Genomic DNA, 21,178 nt, shown 5'->3' with positions numbered 1-21,178 from the left:
CGCAATGTTGCGCACCATGATGAAGTCGAAGATCCACCGCGCCACGGTCACCCACGCCGACCTGCACTACGTCGGCTCGGTGACGGTGGACCAGGACCTGCTCGACGCCGCCGATCTGCTGGAGGGCGAGCAGGTCTGCATCGTCGACATCGACAACGGCGCCCGGCTGGAGACCTATGTCATCGCGGGCGAACGCGGATCCGGCGTGATCGGAATCAACGGCGCCGCCGCGCATCTGGTGCACCCCGGCGATTTGGTCATTCTTATTGCCTACGCCCAGCTGAACGAGCAGGAAATCGCGGAATACGACCCGAAGGTCGTTTTCGTGGACGAGCGCAATCGTCCGGTGGAACTCGGTTCGGATCCGGCGCACGCGCCGGAGGGCTCCGGGCTCACCTCGCCGCGTTCGCTGTCGCTCGCCTGACATGCTGCTGACAATCGACGTCCGCAATACCAGTATCGTGCTCGGACTGTTCTCGGGCAGCGGCGCGCATTCGAAACTGGTGCGGCACTGGCGAATCCACACCAATCCACTGCTCACCGCCGACGAATTCGCCATGCAGGTGCGCGGCCTGGTCGGCCCGCAGCTCGACCAGGTGATCGGAGTTTCCGCACTCGCCACGGTGCCGCCGGTGCTGCGGGAACTGCGCACCATGCTGAGCCAGTATTGGGGCCATGTGCCGCACGTACTGGTCGAGCCCGGTGTCCGGACCGGTATTCCGCTGCTGGTGGATAACCCGAAAGAGGTCGGCGCGGACCGGATCGTGAACTGCCTCGCCGCCTATCAGCACTATTCTTCGCCGGCCATCGTTATCGATTTCGGCACCGCGATCTGTGTCGACATGGTCTCGGCGAAAGGTGAGTTCCTCGGCGGAATCATCGCGCCCGGCGTGGAGATTGCGATGGAGGCCCTGGTCGAGCGCAGCGCGCTGCGCCGGGTCGAGTTGGCCCGGCCGCGTTCGGTGCTCGGGAAGAACAGCATGGAATGCATGCAGTCCGGCGCGGTTTTCGGTTTCGCCGGGATGGTGGACGGGTTGATCGACCGGATTCGCGACGAGTTCGAGGCTTTCGGCGGCAATGATGTCGCGGTGGTCGCGACCGGTCCGACCGCGGCGTTGATCGTCCCGGAATCGGAGACCATCGACGACCACGACCCGTACCTCACCCTGACCGGCCTGCGTCTTGTATACGAGCGAAACCAGCGCCGCAAGGGCACTGTCTGATTCTCGCGGTGTCGGATTCGTCGCACCGAGCGATGCTTGCCGACACCGCGCCGGATGCTGATACACTCACCGACGTGTATTTCCGCGTGCGCACCCAGGAGTGTTGTCGAGGCTGACCAAGCCTCGACCGATCGAGGCTGACCATCGCCCTCGACCGTTCGCTATCTCCTGGAGATTCGCTCATGCGTTCTTCCGTTCTTTCCCTTTCCTCAGCCCGGGACGCCCATTCGGCCAGCCCGCCGTTGGAACGTGCCGTGGCCTCCGCATTGCCGACGCGCCTGCGTCCCGCCGATTTACTGCGGTTGACCGATGAGGGCGCCGAGGACGTACTGGCCGGCCGGTACGACCACCTACTACCGTCGAATGGCATTTGGCCGGCCGATGAACGGTGGGCGGCCCGCCTGCTCACCGATGACGAAGTCGATGTCTGGCTGATCAGCTGGACGCCGGGCAAATCCACCGAACTGCACGACCACGCCGGCTCGCTCGGTGCGTTGACCGTGCTCAGCGGTGCGCTTTCGGAATTCCGCTGGAACGGATCCGAACTACGCCGCCGCATACTCGCCGCGGGCGATCAAGCCTCGTTTCCGATCGGCTGGGTGCACGATGTAATGCGTGCCCCGGCGCAGTCGGTGGCAGGCAGCACCAGCGAGTCGATCGATCCGGCACTGCTCGAACCCACGCTCAGCGTGCACGCCTATTCTCCGCCGCTCACCGCCATGTCCTATTACGAGGTCACCGGCCACGGCACCCTGCGGCGCACCCGAACCGTTCTCACCGACCAGCCCGAAGGTGACATGTAATGAATCGTCTGACCATCGATCAGATGCTCGACAACGCGCGGGCCCAGCTGAATCGGATCTACGCCTTCGAATTGCCGCAGGCGCTCGCCAGGGGCGCGATTCTGGTGGACATCAGGCCGCAGGCGCAGCGCGTGCGGGAGGGCGCGTTGCCCGGCGCCCTGGTGATCGAGCGGAATGTGCTGGAATGGCGGCTCGATCCGACCAGTTCGGCCCGCCTGGCACTGGCCACCGATCACGATGTGGAATGGATCGTCGCCTGCTCCGAGGGCTATACGTCCAGTCTTGCCGCGTACGCGCTGCAACAACTCGGACTGCACCGGGCGACCGATCTGGTCGGCGGTTTCCACGCATTGAAGGCAGCGGGCCTTCTGCACATCGGAATCCGGGCGCCGCACTTCGCCCGCGAGGTAGACTCGCTCGCCTCGCTGTAATTTCTCACGCATCCCTTCCATCTCGAAACATCAGGGCGCACAAGCGGTTTCGTGCGTCCATCGATGCATGCCCGCTATTTCCGGTGATACCGGACCGCACAAATCCGGCGGCAGGCGCGGGCCGGCGGCGAGACCGATCCGTTACTCGGTGAACTAGGCCGGGCGGCCCGCAAAACGATTTCCGGTGCACGCTAGGGTTGTTGGATGTGAGCACCAGCGACACTTCCTCGTCCAGCGATCCCGCATCGGATTCGCGGCCTGCCGTGGCGCCCGACGCCGACGACGCCCCGGAGCAGATACGGATTCGCAAGGAGAAGCGGGAGCGGTTGCTCGCGGACGGCGGTGACGCCTATCCCGTCGTCGTGCCGCGCACGCATACCCTCGCCGAAATTCGCGCCGCATATCCGGATCTGGACAAAGACACCCAGACCGGGCTGCAGGCGGGTGTCGCCGGTCGCGTCATATTCATGCGTAATACCGGGAAGCTGTGTTTCGCGACGCTCCAGGAGGGCGACGGCACCAAGCTGCAGGCGATGATCAGCCTCAACGGTGTCGGTGCCGACGCGCTCGCGGCCTGGAAGTCCGATGTCGACCTCGGCGACTTCGTTTTCGTGCACGGCGAGGTGATCTCGTCGCGGACCGGCGAATTGAGCGTGATGGCCGATTCCTGGTTCATGGCGGCCAAGTCGCTGCGCCCGTTGCCGGTGGCGCACAAGGAGATGAACGAGGAGTCGCGGGTCCGGCAGCGCTATGTCGATCTGATCGTGCGCCCCGAGGCCAGGGAAATGGCCCGCACGCGGATCGCGGTGGTGCGCGCGCTGCGCAATGCGCTGGAACGGCGTGGCTTCCTCGAGGTAGAGACGCCGATGCTGCAGACGTTGCACGGCGGCGCGGCGGCCCGGCCGTTCGTCACCCATTCCAATGCCCTCGATATCGATCTCTACCTGCGTATCGCGCCGGAGCTGTTCCTGAAGCGCTGCGTGGTCGGCGGGCTCGAGCAGGTCTTCGAGATCAACCGGAACTTCCGCAACGAGGGCTCGGACTCCACCCATTCTCCCGAGTTCGCGATGCTGGAAACGTACGAGGCGTACGGCACCTACGACGACTCGGCGCGGATGACCCGGGAATTGATCCAGGAAGTCGCCCAGGAGGTGTTCGGCACCCAGGTGGTGACACTTGCCGACGGCACCGAATACGACCTGCGCGGCGAGTGGACGACGGTGGAGATGTACCCGTCGCTCTCGGACGCCCTCGGCGTCTCCGTGACACCGGAAACGTCGATCGCCGAATTGCGCGCGCTGGCCGATCGGGTCGGTCTGGAAATTCCGGACGGCAAGGGCTACGGACACGGCAAACTCGTCGAGGAACTCTGGGAACACCAGTACGGCGACAAGCTGTACGCGCCGACTTTTGTGCGCGACTTCCCGGTGGAGACCTCACCGCTCACCAGGCAACATCGGACCGAGGCCGGGGTCACCGAGAAGTGGGACCTCTATGTCCGTGGCTTCGAGTTGGCTACTGGCTATTCGGAGTTGGTTGATCCGGTGATCCAGCGTGAGCGCTTCGTGGATCAGGCGCGACTGGCCGCGCAAGGCGACGACGAAGCGATGGCGTTGGACGAGGACTTCCTTGCCGCGATGGAGCACGGCATGCCACCGACCACCGGTACAGGTATGGGAATCGACCGTCTGTTGATGGCGCTGACGGGTCTCGGAATCCGGGAAACAATACTGTTCCCAATTGTGCGACCGGTCACTCGGTGACCGGCTGATTGCAAAATCTCGGCCTCGTCTTGGAAAATTTGGAATTCGAGGTATTCTTGCCTCGGGTAATCGGCCTAGTATGCGGGTCGCACGATTTCGAGAGGACGTTCATCTCATGGCAAAGAAGGTCACCGTTAGCCTGATCGACGATGTCGATGGGGAGTCCATCGCGGACGAGACCATCGAGTTTGCGATCGACGGTGTTTCGTACGAGATCGACCTGTCGTCGGCAAATGCCGCGAAGCTGCGCGACGGGCTGGAAGAGTGGGTTTCGAGCGCGCGTCGAGTGAGTGGCCGTCGCCGGGTCAAGGCCGCCGCGACCGCGACGGGTGCCCCGAAGAGCCGGGTCTCCATCGACCGGGAACAAAGTGCAGCAATTCGCGAGTGGGCTCGTCGGAATGGACACAAGGTGTCCGCGCGGGGGCGTATCTCCGCCGACATCACCGATGCGTACAACAAGGCCGCGAAGGGTTAGTTTCATATTTTTCAGCCGCCGTCCCAGCGAATCGTGCGACGCCGGGGCGGCGGTTTTCTCTTTCTCCGGCGGCTCATAGGCTGCTGATATAACCGTGCGGCGCGGTGACACGCTGCTGGAAGTGGCGCGCGGATCGATCTTGCTCGTGGTTCCAGGACGCGGCACCATGGAAACGTGCGACGGTCACTGGCGGTATGGAGAGGCGAGGTATCGGCGCAGTGACTGGATTCGTCGGATCATTTTTGCGATTCCAAGATGACACGGGTCGCCAGCAGGAACTCATGCTCAGCGCCGACCAGGAACGCGTGACGATCGGTCGCTCGCCGCAGGCCGACCTCGCCCTGCCGTGGGACGCCGAGGTGTCCAGGCTGCACGCCGCGATCGAGTATCTCGGTTCGCAGTGGACCATCGTGGACGACGGGCTTTCCCGCAACGGCACTTTCGTCAACGGCGACCGGCTGGTCGGTCGGCGCAGGCTGATGGCGGGCGACGTGATCCGGGTCGGCACCTCGCGGGTGTCCTTCCATGATTTCGGCGGCGTCGCCGACGACATCACCCGCGTCTCCAGCGGCACGGTGCCGCCGAGCTTCCGGCAGCTCACCGAAACTCAGCGCGCGGTGCTGATCGGGCTGTGCCGCCCGTACAAGAACGGCGCGGCCTTCGCCACGCCCGCGTCCAATCAGCAGATCGCCGAGGAATTGTTCCTCAGCGTCGACGCGATCAAGACGCATCTGCGCGCGCTGTTCGCCAAGTTCGGCGTGGAAGATCTGCCGCAGAACGCCAAGCGGGTCCGCTTGGCCTTCCTGGCGATCCAGAGTGGCCTGATCTCCGACCGGGACCTGTGACGCGCCCGTAGACGATCGCTTAGTCGGCCGAGTGTCTCGGCCATGGAGAGCCGCGTCGAAACCGGCTTGACTGGAGCCATCGAACCGGAGCGATGAGGGCTCCGGACGGGTTTCCATTCAGGAGGAATTATGACCGCCGCACGCCTGGCCGCCCTGGTCGCGGCCACCCTGGCCACCGGACTGATCGCAGGCCTTTTCTACGGCTACGCGAACTCGGTGATGCCGGCGCTGAATCAGACCGACGACCGCACCATGATCGACGTGATGCAGAAGATCAACGTGGTCATCATCAACCCGGTGTTCATGATCGGGTTCATCGGCACCGTCGGCTTCTCGATTCTGGCGGCGGCGCTGCATCTGGGTAAAGACCAGCGCACCACGCTGATCTGGATCGGTGTCGGCCTGGCCATCAATATCATCGCCTTCGCCGTCACCTCCGGCCTGAACGTGCCGCTCAACGATCAGCTGGCCGCCGCGGGCGATCCGTCGCAGATCGGTGACCTGGCCGCGGTGCGCGCCGACTTCGAATCCACTTGGGTGCGTTGGAATATCGTCCGCGCGGTGCTGCACACGCTGGCCTTCCTGGTGCTGTGCGGCGCGCTGTTCGTCTCGGGCATCCAGCAGGGCAGGGCGAGCGCCGCGGCGCCCGGTCCGCAGGTGGCGCAGGGTCAGTTCCCCGGTCAGCCGGGCGCCCCGACCTACCGGTAGGGCTGCTGGACATCAACGGCCACAACCAGTTTCGCGACTCGACCGCGCCTGGACACGCCGCACGGTAGCTTTCTGGAACACGTTCCAGATTTGGAGGCTACCGTGCCGCGTGTTCCAGGCTTTTCGCTTCTCGTCGTCCTTTTCGCCGCGCTGTGCGCAGTCACCGCGAGTCCCGCGCAGGCCGACCCGTATCCGGTCGACTACAACTTCTTCGCCGGCATCCCCAACGAACTACTGCATCCAGGTGGCTCGTTGCCCGGCACCAACGACTGGTCTTGCCGTCCGAGCGCCGCGCATCCGAATCCGGTGGTCCTGGCGCACGGCACCGGCGGTGGGGCACAGACGAATTGGGGGGTATACGCGTCACTGCTGGCCAATGAGGGCTACTGCGTGTACTCGATGACCTACGGCGCCTACGACCTGCCGTGGCCGATCTCGGCCATCGGCGGCATGCTCCCGATGGAGCAGAGCGCCCCGCAGTTCGCCGCGTTCGTCGACCGGGTGCTCGCCGCAACCGGTGCCCAGCGCGTCGACATCGTCGGTCACTCGCAGGGCAATTTCATCGGCAATTACTTCATCAAGCGGCTCGGCGGTGCGGCCAAAGTGGACAAACTGGTCGCCCTTGCCCCGCCGTGGCTCGGCTCGGACGTCGCGGGCGCGGGTGAAATCGCGGCCTTCAGTGAGCGTCTCGGCGCTGGCCCGGCCTTCGACGCCCTCACCGGATCGCTGTGCCAGGCCTGCCGTCAGGTCCTCGCTGGTTCGGATTTCGTGCGGTCACTCAACGCGGACGGCGTCTATGACCCTGCCGTCGCCTACACCAATATCTCGACCCGGCTCGACGAGCTCGTCGTCCCCTACACCTCGGGCCAGGTACCCGGACCGAACGTCACGAACATCGTGGTTCAGGATGGTTGTGCCCAGGACTTTTCCGAGCACGCGGGCATCGCGGGCAGTCCACGCGCCGCGGCATATGTGCTCAACGCGCTCGACCCGGCACACCCGCACGAGGTGCCTTGCGGTTTCATCCCGCCGTTCACCGGGTAGCACCCGGAAAACAGCGGCAGCGAGATATCCCTGTTCGCTGAGGGCAAAACTGGATCGGAAACGAATCCTGCAACCCTCACGTTATGAGTGAATGACCGTGCTGACGCTGGTCGCCAATAGGGTGGACTGGCGGCGGCAGCATCCCCCGCCAACTAGAGTGGAGGCGGGGGCCACGACCCCCGGGCTTCATGGCAGGCTGACGCCCACGGTTGTTACACAGCACACTGCGGCGTCTGTTGCCAGAATGTCGGAGCAGGAGAGTGAGGGAGCGATGTTCGAGAGGTTCACCGACCGCGCGAGGCGTGTCGTTGTCCTGGCCCAGGAAGAGGCCCGGATGCTCAACCACAACTACATCGGCACCGAGCACATCCTGCTGGGGCTGATCCATGAGGGTGAGGGTGTCGCGGCCAAGTCGCTGGAATCGCTCGGCATTTCGCTGGAGGGCGTGCGCAGCCAGGTGGAGGAGATCATCGGACAGGGCCAGCAGGCTCCATCCGGTCACATCCCGTTCACCCCGAGGGCCAAAAAAGTCTTGGAGCTGAGTCTGCGCGAGGCGCTGCAGCTCGGCCACAACTACATCGGCACCGAGCACATCCTGCTCGGTCTCATCCGCGAGGGTGAGGGCGTCGCCGCGCAGGTGCTCGTCAAACTGGGCGCCGATCTCAACCGGGTGCGGCAGCAGGTCATCCAGCTGCTGTCCGGGTACCAGGGCAAGGAGCCGGTCGAATCCGGTTCCCGCGGTGAGGCGGGCACGCCGTCCACCTCGCTGGTGCTCGACCAGTTCGGCCGGAACCTGACCCAGGCCGCGCTCGAGGGCAAGCTCGATCCCGTCATCGGCCGCTCGAAGGAAATCGAGCGTGTCATGCAGGTGCTGAGCCGCCGCACCAAGAACAACCCGGTGCTCATCGGTGAGCCAGGTGTCGGTAAGACCGCCGTCGTGGAGGGCCTCGCGCAGGCCATCGTCAACGGCGAGGTTCCCGAGACGCTGAAGGACAAGCAGCTGTACACCCTCGACCTGGGTTCCCTGGTCGCGGGCAGCCGCTACCGCGGTGACTTCGAAGAGCGCCTCAAGAAGGTGCTCAAGGAGATCAACACCCGCGGCGACATCATCCTGTTCATCGACGAGCTGCACACGCTCGTCGGCGCGGGTGCCGCCGAGGGCGCGATCGACGCCGCGTCCATCCTGAAGCCGAAGCTGGCCCGCGGCGAGCTGCAGACCATCGGCGCGACCACCCTCGACGAGTACCGCAAGTACATCGAGAAGGATGCCGCGCTGGAGCGCCGGTTCCAGCCGGTCCAGGTCGGCGAGCCGACGGTCGAGCACACCATCAACATCCTGAAGGGTCTGCGCGACCGCTACGAGGCACACCACCGGGTTTCCATCACCGATGGCGCGCTGGTGGCCGCGGCGACCCTGGCCGACCGCTACATCAACGACCGGTTCCTGCCGGACAAGGCGATCGACCTGATCGACGAGGCCGGTGCGCGGATGCGCATCCGTCGCATGACCGCCCCGCCGGACCTGCGCGAATTCGACGACAAGATCGCCGATGCGCGCCGGGAGAAGGAAAGCGCGATCGACGCGCAGGACTTCGAGAAGGCGGCGCGACTGCGCGACAAGGAAAAGCAGCTGGTCGCCAAGCGCGCCGAGCGGGAAAAGCAGTGGCGCTCCGGTGATCTCGACGTGGTTGCCGAGGTCGACGACGAGCAGATCGCGGAGGTGCTGGCCAACTGGACCGGTATCCCCGTCTTCAAGCTCACCGAGGAGGAGACCACCCGTCTGCTCCGCATGGAGGACGAGCTGCACAAGCGGATCATCGGCCAGGAGGATGCCGTCAAGGCCGTCTCCAAGGCGATCCGCCGCACTCGCGCCGGCCTGAAGGATCCGAAGCGTCCGTCCGGCTCGTTCATCTTCGCCGGTCCGTCCGGTGTCGGTAAGACCGAGCTGGCCAAGTCGCTGGCGAACTTCCTGTTCGGCGACGACGACGCGCTCATCCAGATCGACATGGGCGAGTTCCACGACCGCTTCACCGCATCGCGGCTGTTCGGTGCCCCTCCCGGGTACGTCGGCTACGAAGAGGGCGGCCAGCTCACCGAGAAGGTGCGCCGCAAGCCGTTCTCCGTGGTGCTGTTCGACGAGATCGAAAAGGCACACCAGGAGATCTACAACACCCTGTTGCAGGTCCTCGAGGACGGTCGTCTTACCGACGGCCAGGGACGCACGGTCGACTTCAAGAACACGGTGCTGATCTTCACCTCCAACCTGGGCACCTCGGACATCTCCAAGGCGGTTGGCCTGGGCTTCACCCAGTCCAACGTCCAGGGCTCGAACTACGAGCGGATGAAGCTCAAGGTCAACGATGAGCTGAAGAAGCACTTCCGGCCCGAGTTCCTCAACCGCATCGACGATGTCATCGTCTTCCACCAGCTCACGACCGATCAGATCGTGCAGATGGTGGACCTGATGATCGGCCGCGTCGGCGTCCAGTTGAAGAACAAGGACATGTCGATGGAGCTGTCCGAGCAGGGCAAGGCGCTGCTCGCCAAGCGTGGCTTCGACCCCGTGCTCGGTGCCCGGCCGCTGCGCCGGACCATCCAGCGCGAGATCGAGGATCAGCTGTCGGAGAAGATCCTCTTCGGCGAGATCGGCCCCGGCCAGACCGTCTTCGTCGACGTCGAAGGCTGGGACGGCGAAGGCTCCGGCGAGGACGCCAAGTTCACCTTCACCGGCAAGACGAAGCTGACCAAGGCGGACAAGGACGAGGAAAAGCCCGAGGTCGTGCTGACCGGTGCCGCTGAGGGCACCGCGGAAGCCTCAGGCGAGTAAAAGCACCACGAGAAAGGCCCGCTTCCCTTGGGAGGCGGGCCTTTTCCGTTGTCAGCGCTTCAGGATCAGGCACCACCCTGGCCGCCGACGTCGACCGGGTCGAACCGGCAACGCTCCTCGAGATAGACGACTTTGCGGACCTGCCACCGTTCCGCTGCCTTTCCCTGGCCGATCAAATCGCGGACAAGATCGCGGCGATGTATGAAGTCCACGGCCCCAATACCACGCCCTCTACTCGCTGGCACGATCTGTTCGACCTGCTGCTCATCATCGGCAGGTTTCCCGTCGATGCCACCAAAACCCTACGAGCACTTCGTATGCAGCAACAGCGACGGGACTACCTGACCTTGCCCAGTGCCGTTATTCGCCCTGGATCCGGATGGGACGCGGGCTACCCGCGCGAAGCCGCCGACACCTCACTACCGCCGGAGCTACACGGCCTCGACACCGCGTTGGCCGCGCTCTCCCGGTTTGCCGATCCCCTTCTTGCCGGAACCATGTCGGCCGGCACTTGGAACTCTGCGACCGGCCGGTGGGATACCCACGCGCCGAGCGAAACTCGTTGACCTGGGGTGCCGAGAATGGACAGCGCGGGCTATTGATCGCCGGTCGTGGCTGCGTAGCGCGCGAGCACCGGGGCGAAGGCGTCGGACAACTCGCCGGGGATGAGTACCTCGTCGATTCCGTATTTCTCCCTTCGGGTTTCGAGCACGTCGGCGGCGGCGGACGGATCCGCATCGAGGACACCCGCCGCGCCTGCGGCTCGCAGGTCGTCCATGCTGAGGCCGAGTCGGGTGCTCGTCCAATACGGCAGCCGGTCGCCGATACCGATCAGCTGATGGCTGAACGAGATATCCCGATCGGTGTGGTCGCGGACGATGCGGACCATGTCGGCCAGCTCCGCCTCGGTCACCCGCGGACCGGCGGCGAGCAGGATGCGATCGGCGAATTCCGCTGCCGCGGCGAGCATTCGCGGCCCGCTGGCGGCCACGACGACCGGCGGGGCCGGGGCGACCTGCGCGCGGACCGCCGCGATGGTGTCGGCCAGCTGCGCACGGCGTTCGGCGGCGGAACCCCATGGCATGCCGAGGCGTTCGGCCTCCGAACTGGCGTCCGGTCGGCCGGAGCCGATGCCGAGCTCGAAGCGTCCGTCCGAAAGCAGTTGCAGGGCTGCGGTTTCCCGGACGGTCGCGGCGGCGGTACGCAGCGGGACGGCGAGCACGTTGGGGCGCAGCCGGACCGTGCTGGTGACCGCCGCCGCGGCGGCCAGTGCCGGGAAGGGGGATGGGGTGTTCAGCGTGTCCGGCAGCAGGATCGTCCGATAGCCCTGCTGCTCGGCATCCCTCGCGGCGGTGGCCCATTCGGCGCCGGAGCGCGGGGTGACGACAATGCCGAATTTCATGCTCATGGTGATCTCCCGTCAGCTCTTTGCCGGGCGCTTCGGCTCGCGCAATACGGCGAGGCGGCTGCGGTACTGGTCCTCGGTGATCTCGCCGCGGGCGAAGGCGGTACGCAGCGTGCCGACGCCGCTTTCGCGGCCGATGAACCGGCGGCGCGCGAAGAACGCCAGCGTGATGAAGGTGATCCAGAACAGCAGCGGGAAAATCCAGAAGAACGGCCAGGGGTGCCAGCCGCCGTCGTAATGGTCGGCCAAGAAGGTCATGACCTCGGGTCGGGTTGAAATGTTCATGCCCAAAGCCTGCGCCGCCGACCCACCTCGCGGCATCGGTCGTGCGGCGCTGCTTGCCGTACGCCGCGGCGCGTATACGGGGGTACGTTGGATGGGGTTCGTCGAACCGACCCGGGGGTGCTGAATGACAAATCCAGATCTGACACTGATCGCCGTATTGCTCGACCGTTCCGGATCGATGCAGTCGATCAAGTCCGATACCGAGGGCGGTTTCAGCGCCTTCATCGAGGAACAGCGCAAGGTGCCGAAGACGATCGAGGTGACGCTGGCGCGGTTCGACACCGAATACGAATGCGTCTACGCGAACCGCCCGCTCGTCGAGGTGGCGCCGCTCGACCTGCAGCCGCGCGGCATGACCGCGCTGTACGACGCGGTGGGCAGGCTGGTCACCGACGTCGGCGCGGAACTCGCGCAGCGGCCCGAGCAGGAACGGCCTGGCACGGTCATTTTCGTCGTACTCACCGACGGTCACGAGAATTCCAGCAAGGAGTGGTCGCACACCGCGGTGAAATCGCTGATCACCCAGCAGCAGGACGTCTACAACTGGAACTTCCTGTTCCTCGGCGCGAATATGGACGCGGTCGCGATCGGCACCCAGATGGGTTTCGATCCGGGTAACTCCATCACCTATGCCGCGTCACCGCAGGGTGTTTCACGGGTGTTCCGCGCCGCGTCGGCCAGTTCGGCCCGGCTGCAGACCGCGCCGCCCGGCGCGAAGCGCGGCGGATTCACCGACGCGGAGCGCGAACAGTCCAATCCCGGCGGCGTGTAGTCACTGCCAGCCCGGACGCACCACGCCGGATTCATAAGCCATGACCACCAATTGGGTGCGGTCGCGGGCGCCGAGCTTCATCAGAATGCGGCTGACGTGTGTGCGGGCGGTGGCTGGGCTCATGAACAGCCGCTCGCCGATTTCGGCGTTCGTGAGGCCCTCGGCAACCAGCACCAGCACCTCGCGCTCGCGTTCGGTGAGTTCGGAAAGCGTTGCGGGCGGCGGTGTTTTGGCGTGCGCGGAGAATTCGGCGATCAGTCTGCGGGTGACGCCGGGGGAGAGCAGCGCGTCGCCGGCCGCGACCACCCGGACCGCCCGCACCAGGTCGGCCGGTTCGGTGTGCTTGACCAGGAACCCCGTCGCGCCCGCGCGCATCGCCTCGAAGACGTATTCGTCGAGCTCGAAAGTGGTCAGCACGACCACCCGTACCGCGGCCAGCTCGGTGTCCTCGGCGATCATCCTGGTGGCGGCGAGGCCGTCCAGGATCGGCATCCTGATGTCCATCAGCACTACGTCCGGGCGGAGGCTGCGGGTCATCCGCACGGCCTGTTCGCCGTTGTCCGCCTCGCCGACCACCTCGATGCCGTCCTGCGCCGCCAGCAGCGCGACGAAACCGCCGCGTACCAGCGCCTGATCGTCGGCCACCAGGACCCGTATCGCCACCACGCCTCCTACTGCGGCCCGTGCGCGCTGGACTGCTGCGCCTTGTCGCCGGGCCGGATCGGCCGCACGTTGTCGGGCCGGGGCGCGTCGTCGGATCGACTCGGCGGCGTGCGTTCGCTCGGTGCCATCGGCCGCAGCGGCAGTCGCGCCGCGACCCGGAAGCCGCCGCTCGGGCGCGGGCCCGCGGTGAGTGCGCCGCCGAGCGCGTGGGTGCGTTCCCGCATGCCGATGATGCCGTTGCCGCCGCTGGTGCCCGACCGCGTCGCCGGTGCGGTGGGGCGGGCGTTGTCGACGGTGATATCGACCGATTGCGCCGCGTAGCGCACCGTCACCGTGGCCTCCGCGCCCGGCGCATGCCGCACCACATTGGTCAGCGACTCCTGGATGATCCGTGCGGCCGCCACGTCGATCACGCTCGGCAACTGCTGCGGTTCGCCGATGACCTTGGTACTCACCGACAATCCGGCCGCGCGGGCGCGCTGGAGCAGGGTATCCAGCTCGGTGATGCTCGGCGCGGGGTTTCGCGGCGCCACCGGACGCGCCTCGGCCTCGGCGGATTCGGTAGCGGCCCTGCTCAATTCCGCCTCGTCGGCCGGAACACGTTCGGTCCCAGTGGAATTGCGCCCGCTCCAGCCGCGCGGACGACGCCGGCTCGGCACGCTGCGCTCGACGTCGATGAATTCGTCCTCGTCGCCGTCGGATTCGCCCGCGACGGTGCCGCCGGTGCGGAGCGAGTGCAGCAGCGTGTGCACTTCCGCGAGTGCGTCCCGGCTGGCCGTCTTGATCGCGTCCAGCGCGCTGGCGGCCTGCTCCGGCTTCTTGTCGAACAGCTCGAGCGCCACCGAGGATTGCACGTTGATCAGCGAAAGACTGTGCGCCAGTACGTCGTGCAGCTCGCGGGCGATGGCGAGGCGCTCCTCGCTGGCCCGCCGTTCCCGCTGCGCCTCCTCGTCGCGGCGCGCGGCCTCGGCCCGCTGCCTGCGCGCCACCAGCACCGCGGTGCGCTGTCGGAGCCCTTCCACCACGCACAGCAGCACGGCAAGCCAGGCCATCAGCGCGAAGATCTGCCACACATTGGCGCCGCGCCCGAACAGTTCGGGCACCGGCCAGACCAGTACGAGGTAGCCGACCGGCACGAGTGGGTAAGTCCACCAGCGTGATCCGGTGCTCGCGGCGGTCAGGAACGCGATGACCAACGAGACGAAGATCGGCCCGTAGCCGTAGCCGAGCGCCAGGTAGGCGGCGCACGCGCCGAGCGCGACGAGCAGCACCGGGATCGGCCGGGACCGCCGCCAGATCAACGCCACCGGACCGGCGAGTAGTAGCAGGTAACCGAGGATGTCGAGAGAATTCTCGCCCATCCTCATATTCGCGAACGTGCCGCCGACGATTTGGAGCGCGGCAACGACAAGCGCCACACCCCAATCCCAGCCCAGCGAGCCCTGGCTCGTTATCCCTGCCCTCACCCACAGCAGCCTATTCGGCTTCGCTGCAGATCGGCGTCCGCCTCGCTACGTATTGCTCAGGTAAGGCAGGAGCGTAGTGCGCTTTACGTATGCCGACCGTCGCCGCGCGACGGATGTGGTGCACCTGGTAGCGGCGGATTCTCGGTGCATGACAGATTCGATCGTGGTCACCCGAGGGTTGACCAAACGCTATGGGGCGCATGCCGCTGTCGACGGCGTGAGCATGAGTGTCGCGGCCGGGGAGATCTACGGGTTCCTCGGTCCGAACGGGGCGGGCAAGACGACCACGCTGCGGATGTTGGTCGGACTCATCCGGCCGAGCGACGGCGCCGCGACGGTGGCCGGGCAGGTGCCGGGTGATCCCGCGGTGGTCCGCCGGATCGGCGTTCTCATCGAGGGGCCCGGTTTCTACCCCTACCTTTCCGGTCGAGACAACCTGCGGGTGCTCGCGAAATACCGCGGTATCGGCAGCGTCGAGGTCGAGGAGGCTTTGGACCGGGTCGGCCTGGTCGACCGGGCCGACGACAAGTTCCGCACCTACTCCCTCGGCATGAAGCAGCGTCTCGGTGTCGGTGCGGCGCTGCTCGGCAGGCCCGACCTGCTCATTCTGGACGAGCCGACGAACGGTCTCGATCCGCAGGGCATGGCCGAAATGCGGGAGCTGATCACCACTCTCGCCGCCGACGGGCACACCGTGCTGCTGTCGAGCCACATGCTCAGCGAGGTGCAGGAGATCTGTGATCGGGTCGGCGTGATCTCGCGGGGCAAGCTGCTCGTCGAGTCGACCGTCGCCGAATTACGTGGCGCCTCATCGCTTTTGCTGCGGGCCGAACCGTTGGAGGTGGCGTTTCCGGCGGTGCGTGAGGTGGTCGGTGAGCGTGCCGCGATGCTGACTTCGAGCGGCATTCGGATCGAGGCGGGCAACGGCACTGCGCCCGCGGTGGCGCGGGCGGTCATCGCGGCAGGCGCCGATCTGCTGGAACTGCGGATCGACGAAAAGTCCTTGGAGGAAGTGTTTTTCGAAATGACTCAGTTGGAAGTGGCGAAATGACGGTGAAAGACCTGTTGGCGAGCACGAAGGCGGAGGCGCTGCGGCTGCGGAAGTGGCCCGCGTTCTGGATCCTCCTGGGGACCTGGATTCTGCTGAACCTCACCTTCGCCTACCTGTTCAACTATCTCGCCTACACCTCGGGCGAGTCGGGCCGGATGTCGAACGGTCTGCCGAAAGACGCGCTGCTGCACCAGATGCTGCCCGCCGCGGTGCCGGAGGTGTTCACCCAGGGCATGGCGATGTTCGGCGGCGCGCTGATGCTGGTGCTCGGCGCGCTGACCACCGGCAGCGGATATGGCTGGGGTACTTGGAAAACCGTGTTCACCCAGGGGCCGTCGCGGATCAGCGTGGTCGGCGGGGTGCTGGTGAGCCTGTTCGTCGTGGTCGTCGGGCTGGTGCTCACCGCTTTCGTCATCGATACCGGGGTGGCGGCGCTGATCGGTGCGACTCAGTCGCAGGCGCTCGCGTTGCCGTCGGTGCAGCAGTCGTTGCTCGGAATCCTCACGGGCATCGCGATTCTCGGTATGTGGACGTTGGCGGGCGCGCTGATCGGCAGCGTCGCTCGTGGTCCGGCAATGGCCGTCGGCCTCGGTCTGGTGTGGGTGCTGGTGGTGGAGAACCTGTTGCGCGGGGTGGCGTCGATCTTTTCGCCGATCGCGGTTATCACCGATCACCTGCCCGGCACCGCCGCCGGTTCGATGGCGGGGGCGATGCGGACGGTCGGTGCGGGGACGCCCGGTGTGCTCGACATCCTGTCGCGGACCGAATCGCTGATCATGCTGGGGATCTACATCGCGCTCTTTGTGGTGGGCACCATGTGGTTGATGCGCAGGCGCGATCTGGTGTGAGCTACTGGTGTGAAAGCCGTTGGTGGACAACCACCAACGGCTTTCGCGGATCAGTCGAGCACAGCGTGGGCGAGCCTGCCGAGGGCGTCGGCGATCTGCGCCGAGGTCAAGCCTCGACTGCGTTGCTGCTGGTAAACCTCGGCTCCCAATGGCGCGAGCAGTGCATCGATGAGTGCGTCCGGCTCGCGAATCTTGCCCGCCAGCAACAGGGCTCGCACGTGGGCGGACCAGAACCCGTACGAGCCCGTCGCGAATCGCGCCCCACCGATCTCCGCGCCGAGCACCAAATCCGCGTGTGCGTCCAGCAATTCGACCATCGCGGCGTAGAACGCGGCCAGTCGGGCCGCGGGCGGCGCACCGGGGCCCAGCGGCGGTGCGCCGCCGATCAGCTGCTCCTGCAGCGCCCGCTCGTGTTCGTCGAGCAATGCGACGGCGATCGAATTCGTGTCCGGGTAGCGGCGATACAGCGTGCCGCGGCCGACGCCTGCCGCCTTGGCGATGTCGTCCATCGTCACGGTCCGCGGGTCGCGGGTGGCGAACAGTTCGGCGGCCGCGGCGAGCACCTTGGCCCGGTTGCGCGCCGCGTCCGCGCGCTCCGGCGGGGCGGCCGCTCGCCCGCTGAGCAGATCCGTGTGCCTGGTCATGTCGCTGACTGTACCTGAGTTCCGGAATAAGTGGACACAATGTCCATTTGTCGATACTCTCGGATTCGGGACTAAGTGGACACAACGTCCAGTTGGACTGATTGTCGGTCCGGCGATGCGGAAATACAGAGTGAGGTCTAGTTATGAGCACGTTGTTGCACCTGGATGCGAGCGCCCGTACCAGCTCGATCAGTCGTGAGTTGAGTGCTGTCTTCGCCGATGTGTGGCGCGCCGCTAACCCTGATGGCGGGTATCGCTACCGAGATCTGGCGGCCGAACCGATTCCGTTCATCGATGCGGCGTGGACCGAGCTGTGCGACGCGGTACTCGCGCAGAGCAGCACTGATGTGGATCGGCTCAGTGAGCTGGTGCGCACGCCCGAGCAGGCGGCGGCGTGGGCGATCATCGAACCGCTGCTGGCCGAGGTGCTTGCCGCGGACGTCATCCTGATCGGCACCCCGATGTACAACTACTCGATTCCGGCCGCCCTCAAAGCGTGGCTGGATCAGGTGACGTTCCCGCGAATGTCACTGGGCCACCGCCGTTTCGTCGTCGCGACTGCCCGCGGCGGCGCCTACTCACCCGGTGCGCCGAAGGCCGCGTTCGACTACCAGGAGCGGTTCCTGCGCGACTTCTTCGCGGGCCACTTCGCCGTCCAGGACACGGTTTTCATCAATGCCGAACTGGCCAATGCCCGCCAGGATCCCGCGCTGGCACACCTGCGCGGCAAGCACGACGAGTCGTACGCGCTCGCCCTCGAGACCGCACGCAATCTCGCTAAGGAGTACTGACATGAACTGGGTCGTCCTCGGCCTCGCGGGCCTGGTCGAGATCGTCTGGTCGCAGAGCATCAAACCGACGGAGAACTTCACCCGCCTGGTGCCGACCGTGATCTGCTTCGTCCTCGGCGTCACCGCGGTGTACCTGCTGTCCAGGGCCATGCAGACGCTGCCGGTCGGTACCGCGTACGCGATCTTCACCGGGATCGGCGCGGTCGGCGCCATCGGCCTCGGCATCGTGTTCAACAAGGATCCGCTCAGCGCGGGCCGGGTGTTCGCCCTCTCGCTGATCATCGGCGGCATCGTGCTGGCCAGGGTCACCAATCCCGAATGACCTGCTGGCGTACCTGCGGCCAGCTTCGATGTTTCTAAAATGCCTCTGCGGCAACTGATCTCGCGTGTACATGGGTAACTCGCCGGGTACCGGGTAACGTGACGACCGCCCTCACCGCCGGCCGCCGACGCAAGAGCCGCGGCACTCGAATCTGGCCTGAATTCGCGGAGAGGCGGAACTGAAAGGACCGTGATGCCAACACGTACCGCGCGTACTGCCTGGACGGGCACTCTGCAGGAGGGGTCGGGGCAGGTCGAGCTGGCCAGCTCGGGCGTCGGCAAGTACGACGTGTCGTTCCCGAAGCGTTCCGCCGAGGACGCCGACGGCACCACCAGCCCGGAGGAGCTGATCGCGGCGGCGCACTCGTCCTGCTACGCGATGGCGCTCTCGGCACAGATCGGTAATGCGGGCGGGACGCCGGAGAGCCTGGACGTCAGCGCCGACGTGACCCTCGGCCCGGACCCGGCCGGTGGCTTTCGGATCAGCGGCATCAAGCTGACCGTGCGCGGCAAGGTCTCCGGCCTCGACGCGGACGGCTTCGCCGCCGCGGCCGAGGCCGCCAAGGCGGGCTGCCCGGTCAGCAAGGCCCTCGCCGGCGTCGACCACATCCTCCTCGACGCGGCCCTCGTCTAACTCGGCACAGCCGACTGCCCGGTTCGCGCACTATGGTGTGTGAACCGGGCAGTTTTGTGTGACAACCGATTTCGTGTGCCAAGGGTCAGGCTCGGCGAAAGTAACGGCGGGCGCTCGGGCGGTACATCGCGGGGATGGCGATCAGGACCGCGACGATGTGAACGGTGCGGAACAGGCCGATCACCGCGGATTCGATGGTGATGCCGGCGAAGAGGTCGCCGAACTTGTCCGCCGACAGCAGCGCCGCCAGCGGTTCGATGATCAGCGAGAGCAGGCCGATCACGCCGATGCCGAAGGTCAGCAGGACGCGCGCCCAGCGCGCGCCGTGCGTCATTCGGATGGCGACGACGAGCACGACCAGGTAGATCCCCAGTCGCACGGCGAGTCCGGTCGCCAAGCCCGCTAGGTCGATCTCGTCGCGCTCCAGTAGCAGCGCGGTCTGCTCGATCGCCTCGGCGACACCGGCGAGCAGGGCGACGACGAGGGCGACGAACGCGACGAGGACGGCGCGCGGTGGTTGTGCTGGTGCGCCCGAATGCAGCGGCGCGGGCAAAAAGGAAAGGGCGGTGCCGGTCATGACACCGACACTGCCCCTCGTCTTCCGGATGCGGATCAGCCCGCGGTAGCGATCGACTCTCGTACCGGAGTATCACTGCGCGTGGCGAATTCGCTGAGCGCGGCGAAGCCGAGGGCCAGGCAGGCCCATAGCGTCGCGGTCTCGGCCAGCGAGGACGCCCGGAACTGCCACAGCAGCGTGGCCGGGAAGTTCGCCTTCACCTCGTTGATGCCCGGCAGCAGGATGTAGCCCGCCGCCGTGACGAGGACGAACGCGGCCAGGCCGCCGATCAGTCGCAACGTGCTCAGCTGACCGCGCAGCAACTTGTAGACGTACACGCTCGCGCCGACGGCCACCAGGCCGAGCAGCACGGCGGCCACCCAGAGCAGGGTCCGCTGATTGATCGTCTCCGGATCACCGACCGCAGGTGGGTTCGCCGGGTACTTGAAGAACGGCACCGCCACGATCGCGGCCCAGCCGCCGAGACCGATCCCGAGCGCGAGCTTCGGCCCGGACAGCGTGGTGTAGCGGCGGGCGAAGTGGGCGACGGAGGCGAAGATGGCGCCGAGCGCGAGACCGGCCAGGCCGAGCGCGAGGAACTGTCCCGCCTTCTGGCCGGTGCGGCTGACCAGCGGTTCTTCTTCGTCACCGTGCGAATGCCCGTTGGTCGTTTCCGCTTCGGTGCCGTGCGGATGATCCGCGGCGGCCGCGCTACCGGCCTCTTCGATGGCGATGGCGGCGTCGACCTTCGGTTCGCCGATGAAGAAGCCGACCGAGGCCGCCAGCAGGCCCGCGATGAGACCGGCCAACAGGCCGCGCAACAGCAGGGTCCTGAGGGAACCGATCAATGGCACGGAAGCCCCAGCAGGTGACGTCCGTCGTGCATCAGCTCATGCAGGTACATCCCGCTGCGCGAGATGACGCCCTGATCGAAGCCGACCAGGTACAGCGTGAGCAGTGCCAGTAGAACGACACCAACTGTGACGAGCACAGTGGCCAGTGAATCGGTTGCCCGGCTCGGCGAATGCGCGATTGCCATGCGAGTCCTCCTAGGGATGCGCGTCCCGTCGAATGGGTTGCGAAGGAGCCGGTGTCTGGCTGTCCGGCACCCAGGGGCTCGGTGCATGGAATACAGTGGCGCGACCGCTCCGGAATTTCACCGGATTACCGCATCACCCTCGCGTTTTGTCATTCGAACTGTGACACCTGGAGGCACCCGCCGTCAATACGAACAGGGGGGTTGTGCCCTGAGGTCGGGCGAGTCGCCGGGCAGGTCGGTCCGCCCGGCATTGCTCGACAGCTCAGTCGGCGGGCTTGGCGGCCACGTCGATGACGACCTCGAATTCCAGCAGCGACGCGCCCGTGGAGACCGGCTTCTGCCGCTCGCCCGCATGCGCCTCGCGCGCAGGCCCGTCCCGCCACGCCGCGAACGCTTCTTCCGAATCCCACTGGGTGACAACGAAGTACCGCTTGTCACCGGCGACCGGCCGGAGCAGCTGGAAGCCGAGGAAGCCCGGCGAGCCCTCGACCGCGTGCGCACGGTGGGCGAACCGCTTCTCCAACTCGGGGCCCGCGCCCTCGGGAACCTCGATCGCGTTGATCTTCACAACAGCCATGGGCTCG

At 66.3% G+C, this 21,178-nt stretch carries 27 protein-coding genes and 1 riboswitch; of the genes, 17 read left to right on the top strand and 10 right to left on the bottom strand.

Translation table 11 applies throughout. The features are described from left to right. The first annotated feature begins 4 nt into the window (after positions 1 to 4). The 10 genes from panD (at position 5) to ABZ942_RS06705 (ending at position 10,119) form a co-directional block, all read left to right on the top strand. On the top strand, positions 5 to 424 hold the full coding sequence (gene panD / locus ABZ942_RS06750) for an aspartate 1-decarboxylase (protein WP_357379756.1): 420 nt from the start codon (positions 5 to 7) through the stop codon (positions 422 to 424). 1 nt (position 425) lies between these two features. Next, positions 426 to 1,223: a type III pantothenate kinase gene (locus ABZ942_RS06745; protein ID WP_357379755.1), complete on the top strand. Its 798-nt coding sequence runs from the start codon at positions 426 to 428 to the stop codon at positions 1,221 to 1,223. Positions 1,224 to 1,405: 182 nt separating this feature from the next. Beyond that, a complete protein-coding gene (locus tag ABZ942_RS06740) occupies positions 1,406 to 2,026 on the top strand; it encodes a cysteine dioxygenase family protein (protein ID WP_357379754.1) in 621 nt (206 codons plus the stop codon). Positions 2,027 to 2,034: 8 nt separating this feature from the next. Then, positions 2,035 to 2,457 (top strand): rhodanese-like domain-containing protein, encoded by a 423-nt coding sequence (locus tag ABZ942_RS06735; protein WP_357380342.1) that lies wholly within the window; start codon positions 2,035 to 2,037, stop codon positions 2,455 to 2,457. A 263-nt stretch (positions 2,458 to 2,720) separates the two neighbouring features. Further along, a complete protein-coding gene (lysS, locus tag ABZ942_RS06730; protein ID WP_357380341.1) occupies positions 2,721 to 4,220 on the top strand; it encodes a lysine--tRNA ligase in 1,500 nt (499 codons plus the stop codon). A 115-nt stretch (positions 4,221 to 4,335) separates the two neighbouring features. After that, positions 4,336 to 4,695: an Lsr2 family protein gene (locus ABZ942_RS06725; protein ID WP_029900677.1), complete on the top strand. Its 360-nt coding sequence runs from the start codon at positions 4,336 to 4,338 to the stop codon at positions 4,693 to 4,695. 281 nt (positions 4,696 to 4,976) lie between these two features. Continuing rightward, complete coding sequence (locus ABZ942_RS06720) at positions 4,977 to 5,540, top strand: FHA domain-containing protein (RefSeq protein WP_357379753.1); 564 nt, start codon at positions 4,977 to 4,979, stop codon at positions 5,538 to 5,540. A gap of 129 nt (positions 5,541 to 5,669) precedes the next feature. Beyond that, on the top strand, positions 5,670 to 6,248 hold the full coding sequence (locus ABZ942_RS06715) for an anthrone oxygenase family protein (RefSeq protein ID WP_357379752.1): 579 nt from the start codon (positions 5,670 to 5,672) through the stop codon (positions 6,246 to 6,248). Positions 6,249 to 6,350: 102 nt separating this feature from the next. Continuing rightward, positions 6,351 to 7,292 carry an alpha/beta fold hydrolase gene (locus ABZ942_RS06710; protein WP_357379751.1) on the top strand — a complete coding sequence of 314 codons (942 nt, stop codon included), beginning with the start codon at positions 6,351 to 6,353 and terminating at the stop codon, positions 7,290 to 7,292. Between the two features lie 271 nt (positions 7,293 to 7,563). Beyond that, positions 7,564 to 10,119 (top strand): ATP-dependent Clp protease ATP-binding subunit, encoded by a 2,556-nt coding sequence (locus ABZ942_RS06705; protein WP_357379750.1) that lies wholly within the window; start codon positions 7,564 to 7,566, stop codon positions 10,117 to 10,119. Positions 10,120 to 10,184: 65 nt separating this feature from the next. Here the strand turns inward: ABZ942_RS06705 and ABZ942_RS06700 are convergent, their stop codons facing one another. Then, positions 10,185 to 10,331, bottom strand: coding sequence for a hypothetical protein (locus ABZ942_RS06700; RefSeq protein ID WP_357379749.1), 147 nt, complete (start codon positions 10,329 to 10,331; stop codon positions 10,185 to 10,187). Here ABZ942_RS06700 and ABZ942_RS06695 point away from each other — a divergent pair. Further along, complete coding sequence (locus ABZ942_RS06695) at positions 10,260 to 10,685, top strand: nucleotidyl transferase AbiEii/AbiGii toxin family protein (RefSeq protein WP_357380340.1); 426 nt, start codon at positions 10,260 to 10,262, stop codon at positions 10,683 to 10,685. The two genes, ABZ942_RS06700 and ABZ942_RS06695, sit on opposite strands and share 72 nt — an antisense overlap. 29 nt (positions 10,686 to 10,714) lie before the next feature. Here ABZ942_RS06695 and ABZ942_RS06690 read toward each other — a convergent pair whose 3' ends face one another. Continuing rightward, entirely contained in the window at positions 10,715 to 11,527 is an 813-nt protein-coding gene (locus tag ABZ942_RS06690) for an LLM class flavin-dependent oxidoreductase (protein ID WP_357379748.1), read from the bottom strand. Between the two features lie 12 nt (positions 11,528 to 11,539). Then, positions 11,540 to 11,809 (bottom strand): hypothetical protein, encoded by a 270-nt coding sequence (locus tag ABZ942_RS06685; protein ID WP_357379747.1) that lies wholly within the window; start codon positions 11,807 to 11,809, stop codon positions 11,540 to 11,542. A gap of 124 nt (positions 11,810 to 11,933) precedes the next feature. On the opposite strand from ABZ942_RS06685, the gene ABZ942_RS06680 reads away from it, so the two are divergent. Continuing rightward, complete coding sequence (locus tag ABZ942_RS06680) at positions 11,934 to 12,581, top strand: vWA domain-containing protein (RefSeq protein ID WP_357379746.1); 648 nt, start codon at positions 11,934 to 11,936, stop codon at positions 12,579 to 12,581. On the opposite strand, the gene ABZ942_RS06675 is transcribed toward ABZ942_RS06680, so the two are convergent. Together ABZ942_RS06675 and ABZ942_RS06670 are read right to left on the bottom strand one after the other, a co-directional pair. After that, positions 12,582 to 13,244, bottom strand: coding sequence for a response regulator transcription factor (locus tag ABZ942_RS06675; RefSeq protein ID WP_357379745.1), 663 nt, complete (start codon positions 13,242 to 13,244; stop codon positions 12,582 to 12,584). 8 nt (positions 13,245 to 13,252) lie between these two features. Then, positions 13,253 to 14,710 carry a histidine kinase gene (locus tag ABZ942_RS06670; protein WP_357379744.1) on the bottom strand — a complete coding sequence of 486 codons (1,458 nt, stop codon included), beginning with the start codon at positions 14,708 to 14,710 and terminating at the stop codon, positions 13,253 to 13,255. A gap of 148 nt (positions 14,711 to 14,858) precedes the next feature. Here ABZ942_RS06670 and ABZ942_RS06665 point away from each other — a divergent pair, with 148 nt between their 5' ends. Together ABZ942_RS06665 and ABZ942_RS06660 are read left to right on the top strand one after the other, a co-directional pair. After that, the gene (locus tag ABZ942_RS06665) at positions 14,859 to 15,761 is read left to right on the top strand and encodes an ABC transporter ATP-binding protein (RefSeq protein ID WP_357379743.1); all 903 of its coding nucleotides are present in this window, start codon (positions 14,859 to 14,861) and stop codon (positions 15,759 to 15,761) included. Continuing rightward, positions 15,758 to 16,609 carry an ABC transporter permease gene (locus tag ABZ942_RS06660; protein WP_357379742.1) on the top strand — a complete coding sequence of 284 codons (852 nt, stop codon included), beginning with the start codon at positions 15,758 to 15,760 and terminating at the stop codon, positions 16,607 to 16,609. The genes ABZ942_RS06665 and ABZ942_RS06660 overlap by 4 nt, the downstream gene beginning before the upstream one ends. Before the next feature lie 50 nt (positions 16,610 to 16,659). Here ABZ942_RS06660 and ABZ942_RS06655 read toward each other — a convergent pair whose 3' ends face one another. Further along, positions 16,660 to 17,253, bottom strand: a complete 594-nt coding sequence (locus ABZ942_RS06655) for a helix-turn-helix domain-containing protein (RefSeq protein ID WP_357379741.1) — start codon at positions 17,251 to 17,253, stop codon at positions 16,660 to 16,662. 143 nt (positions 17,254 to 17,396) lie between these two features. On the opposite strand from ABZ942_RS06655, the gene ABZ942_RS06650 reads away from it, so the two are divergent. The 3 genes from ABZ942_RS06650 (at position 17,397) to ABZ942_RS06640 (ending at position 18,999) form a co-directional block, all read left to right on the top strand. After that, positions 17,397 to 18,044: an NAD(P)H-dependent oxidoreductase gene (locus tag ABZ942_RS06650; protein WP_357379740.1), complete on the top strand. Its 648-nt coding sequence runs from the start codon at positions 17,397 to 17,399 to the stop codon at positions 18,042 to 18,044. Position 18,045: 1 nt separating this feature from the next. Beyond that, positions 18,046 to 18,366 (top strand): multidrug efflux SMR transporter, encoded by a 321-nt coding sequence (locus tag ABZ942_RS06645; protein WP_357379739.1) that lies wholly within the window; start codon positions 18,046 to 18,048, stop codon positions 18,364 to 18,366. 192 nt (positions 18,367 to 18,558) lie between these two features. Continuing rightward, on the top strand, positions 18,559 to 18,999 hold the full coding sequence (locus ABZ942_RS06640) for an OsmC family peroxiredoxin (RefSeq protein ID WP_357379738.1): 441 nt from the start codon (positions 18,559 to 18,561) through the stop codon (positions 18,997 to 18,999). A gap of 85 nt (positions 19,000 to 19,084) precedes the next feature. On the opposite strand, the gene ABZ942_RS06635 is transcribed toward ABZ942_RS06640, so the two are convergent. From ABZ942_RS06635 to mhuD, 4 genes are all read right to left on the bottom strand, one after another. After that, the gene (locus ABZ942_RS06635; protein WP_357379737.1) at positions 19,085 to 19,576 is read right to left on the bottom strand and encodes a hypothetical protein; all 492 of its coding nucleotides are present in this window, start codon (positions 19,574 to 19,576) and stop codon (positions 19,085 to 19,087) included. A 35-nt stretch (positions 19,577 to 19,611) separates the two neighbouring features. Next, positions 19,612 to 20,409, bottom strand: a complete 798-nt coding sequence (locus tag ABZ942_RS06630; RefSeq protein WP_357379736.1) for a CbtA family protein — start codon at positions 20,407 to 20,409, stop codon at positions 19,612 to 19,614. Further along, the gene (locus ABZ942_RS06625) at positions 20,400 to 20,594 is read right to left on the bottom strand and encodes a CbtB-domain containing protein (RefSeq protein ID WP_039794710.1); all 195 of its coding nucleotides are present in this window, start codon (positions 20,592 to 20,594) and stop codon (positions 20,400 to 20,402) included. The genes ABZ942_RS06630 and ABZ942_RS06625 overlap by 10 nt, the downstream gene beginning before the upstream one ends. A gap of 28 nt (positions 20,595 to 20,622) precedes the next feature. Then, positions 20,623 to 20,790: riboswitch (cobalamin riboswitch) on the bottom strand. Positions 20,791 to 20,856: 66 nt separating this feature from the next. Beyond that, positions 20,857 to 21,171 (bottom strand): mycobilin-forming heme oxygenase MhuD, encoded by a 315-nt coding sequence (mhuD, locus tag ABZ942_RS06620; RefSeq protein ID WP_357379735.1) that lies wholly within the window; start codon positions 21,169 to 21,171, stop codon positions 20,857 to 20,859. Between the last annotated feature and the right edge of the window lie 7 nt (positions 21,172 to 21,178).

The organism is Nocardia sp. NPDC046473, assembly GCF_040645995.1.
GTDB lineage: Bacteria > Actinomycetota > Actinomycetes > Mycobacteriales > Mycobacteriaceae > Nocardia.
Note: the sequence above shows the minus strand (reverse complement) of the source record. Positions and strands in the feature narration are given on the sequence as shown.